Origin of the sequence: Mobiluncus mulieris ATCC 35243 (assembly GCF_000160615.1) — a bacterium.
GTDB classification, from domain to species: domain Bacteria; phylum Actinomycetota; class Actinomycetes; order Actinomycetales; family Actinomycetaceae; genus Mobiluncus; species Mobiluncus mulieris.
Map to the genome: position 1 here is coordinate 141,890 of NZ_GG668518.1, position 3,093 is coordinate 144,982.

2 protein-coding genes and 2 pseudogenes are annotated in these 3,093 nt (G+C 55.6%); 3 read left to right on the top strand and 1 reads right to left on the bottom strand.

The window, feature by feature from the left end; genetic code table 11:
* The 3 genes and pseudogenes from HMPREF0577_RS10610 to HMPREF0577_RS00585 all read left to right on the top strand — a co-directional run.
* Positions 1–364 (top strand): annotated as a pseudogene (locus HMPREF0577_RS10610) (YihY/virulence factor BrkB family protein); the annotation flags it as partial.
* 3 nt (positions 365–367) lie between these two features.
* Positions 368–1,252: an exodeoxyribonuclease III gene (locus tag HMPREF0577_RS00580; RefSeq protein ID WP_004011687.1), complete on the top strand. Its 885-nt coding sequence runs from the start codon at positions 368–370 to the stop codon at positions 1,250–1,252.
* A 151-nt stretch (positions 1,253–1,403) separates the two neighbouring features.
* A complete protein-coding gene (locus tag HMPREF0577_RS00585; protein ID WP_004011688.1) occupies positions 1,404–2,903 on the top strand; it encodes a hypothetical protein in 1,500 nt (499 codons plus the stop codon).
* Between the two features lie 74 nt (positions 2,904–2,977).
* Here HMPREF0577_RS00585 and HMPREF0577_RS10615 read toward each other — a convergent pair.
* Positions 2,978–3,093, bottom strand: a pseudogene (locus tag HMPREF0577_RS10615) (bifunctional methylenetetrahydrofolate dehydrogenase/methenyltetrahydrofolate cyclohydrolase); the annotation flags it as partial.

Here is a 3,093-nt window from a genome sequence, read left to right on the forward strand (position 1 = left end):
GTTTACCCTAATTTTGACGATTGTCCTGTGGGTCAATGTCTTGTGCCGCTTGTTCCTGTATATGTCGTGCTGGATTGCGAACCCTCCGGCGGCTCCCGCTCCGGAGAGGGACTTTCCGCAATTTTCCGAGCGCCCAAATTTCGTGACTGTTTCAGCTCCCACCAGCCTGTTTTGGCCTCACGATCCGCTCTCCGGTCGAATCTGGTCGCTTGCCCAGGAAGAAGCCGCTTGGCGTCTGTCTCAGCAGGTCATCTGGAGCCACCAGGACCAGTCTCATCGTTTTGCTACCGCTGCCGAGAAACACCACCTGTCGGGACGCCCTGTTGCCCCGAGTGTGATGTCTCAGAAACTGATTCGGAGGTAACCCATGAAAGTAACCACAGTTAATGTCAATGGTGTCCGGGCGGCTTTCCGTAAAGGATTTGGGGACTGGCTGGAAAATGACGATTCAGATTTGTTGTGCCTGCAAGAAGTACGCGCCACTCCCCAAGACACACAAGACTTGTTTGGTCCGGCTTGGGACGTGCACGTGTGGCCCTGCCGGGTGAAAGGTCGTGCCGGGGTGGCGCTGGGGGCACGACGTGATTCCGACTGGGAGATTGGTCAGCTTACCGAGGGTCTCCCCCCGGATTTGTATGCGGAGGTCGGTGGGGAACCGGATGTGGATTCCGGACGCTGGTTGGAGGCTGCCATTCACGAACCTCAGGGAACAACATTTACCCTGGTAAGCGCCTATTTGCATTCCGGGGAGTTGCGCACGGAAAAGCAGGAACAAAAGATTGCATTCCTGCATCGAGTTGGCGAACGGGTGCAGCAGCTGAGCGCGCGCGCTATGGCGGGAGCGGGCTCCGATACTCCGCAGGAGGCCCTGATTTGCGGGGATTTCAACATTGTGCGTACTGCCCGGGACATTAAAAACTGGAAACCTAATCACAATAAGACCTCCGGGGTCATGGATGAAGAGATTGCGTTCTTAGACGCATGGATGGCAGACACACTGTCCGGGAGTAAGAGACTGCCTTGCGTAGACGTAGGACGAGCCCTCGCCGGGGACACGGACGGACCCTATACCTGGTGGTCGTGGCGCGGTAAGGCTTATGACAATAACGCGGGCTGGCGTCTGGATTATCACATGGCTACCCCCGGTCTGGCAGGGCAAGCCCAATCGGCTGCGGTGTATCGCGCCCCGGCTTATGATGCCCGTTTCACGGATCATGCCCCTGTCACGGTAGCTTACGACTTTCCGGAGTAATTCCCACGTCTCCAGCCTGCATTCAGAAATATTCTCTGAATTTCTGAAAAATTTCTAATCGCGCGGGATAACTGACGATAGAATGTATGTAGGTGGTGTTAATCGCCTGGGAAATGCCTAAAGAACTGCCCGGCGAATGAATTAGAAAGAGATGATTAAGACGAAAATTTTTCAATGTGATTCCCGGTTATTAACTCGTTTCAGTAACCGCGCTTTAGTGATTGGCTCCTCAGCTACTTTGACCCTGGGACTGGGCATGGTCGGTATTGCCCCGGCTGCTTTTGCAACCGAAACAACTATTCCCCCCACGGATGAAATTTCTTCCCAACAATCCGATGCGGCGCCCACTTCGGTTCCAGACCCGACACCCAGCGTCACTGCTACTCCCGTCGCTCCAACTACAGAGACTCCGGCAACGCCCGCTCCGGCAGAGCCAAGCGACCCTGCCTTCACGGTCAAAGACGTTGCGGACAGTGAAATTCCACAGCTGGATTATGGCGACTTCGGATTTAAAAGTATGTATGGCGATGCCCTGGGGAAACTCTCTGTGGACAAAGACTACACGACCCAGCACGATGACACTCTAAAGGTAGACTCCGGGGATACCCTGGATATTAAAAGCAATCTGGATGTCACCGTGGGACTGCAAGCACTGGAAAACTGGCAGGAAAAAGTTAAGCGAGTTAAAGACGAGAATCTGACATACGGTGAAGCCGATTCCAACTTTCAGACGATTATTTTGGTTCCGGAATACCTGGAAATGCCCAGCGACCCGCAGTCTTACAAACTGGAGCCTCAAGGCGGAGACAAACCGTTGTACCGGATTGTCAGCGTGTTACGTTCCGAAAAACGGCTGGCTATTACTTTGGCGTTGAATGAGTTTTATAAAACAGGAGATAGTAAAAAAGGCGCCTACTCGCGTCTGAAGGACGGCTTCAAGGCCTACGCAAATAAACCGCTGGGCTTGGTTATCTCTGGAGTCAAGGTTAAGGACCACGTTGCCTCCGAAAACCAGGCTACGTTGGAGTTCCGCACTACAGGATACCTGTCCATCGGCGGATTTAGCAGCACAAATCGACGTGAAAAAGCGATGTATTTTGGTGGTTTCATGGGAGGACTGTCTAGGTCTTGGTATACCCTGCAAGGCCAGGAAGAGGGCAATCTCATCGGGAACGGCACCGATTCCACTCGCCCCCAGAGTCAGGGTATTTCCTTAACTATGGACATCAAGCCGAAGCCCGCTCCGCCAAACCCCGTGAATCCAAATTCACCGGTCACTCCGGATACGCCGAGTGTTGACCCAGATCCCATTCCGGGAGGGGCTGCAGTCCCTCCCAACGAGCCTGAGCCTCCGGTCGCAGGGGTTGTCACCACGCCGACTGAGCCGCAGCCTCCAGTGGCGGGCGTTGTCGCTACCCCGACTGAGCCGCAGCCTCCAGTCGCGGGAGTTGTCGCTACCCCGACTGAACCGCAGCCTCCGGTCGCGGGAGTATTTACTCCGGCTGCGCCCCAACCCCCGGCAGTGCAGAGTCCCCATAAGGCTTTGGCGACTACCGGTTCGTCTGCCGAAACGCTGGCCGGCGGAGCCATGATTGTGTTCCTCACTGGCGGAGCCCTGATGGTCGCGTCTCGGCGCCGGGCACGTCGCTAGCAGCTGACCTCATAAACAGTGTTCCCGGTCGGAAACCGACCGGGAACACTGTTTAAATTAAATTATGGGAATAACTACGCCAGTCCGGCTGCGCGTTCCGCCGCTTCGACCACGTTGACCAGCAGTAGCGCCCGGGTCATGGGTCCAACCCCGCCGGGATTTGGCGTCAACCAGGCCGCCACCCGATCCA

Coding starts and splice junctions, on each gene's coding strand:
- HMPREF0577_RS00580 (WP_004011687.1), top strand. CDS start 368: ATGAAAGTAACCACAGTTAATGTCAATGGTGTCCGGGCGGCTTTCCGT.
- HMPREF0577_RS00585 (WP_004011688.1), top strand. CDS start 1,404: ATGATTAAGACGAAAATTTTTCAATGTGATTCCCGGTTATTAACTCGT.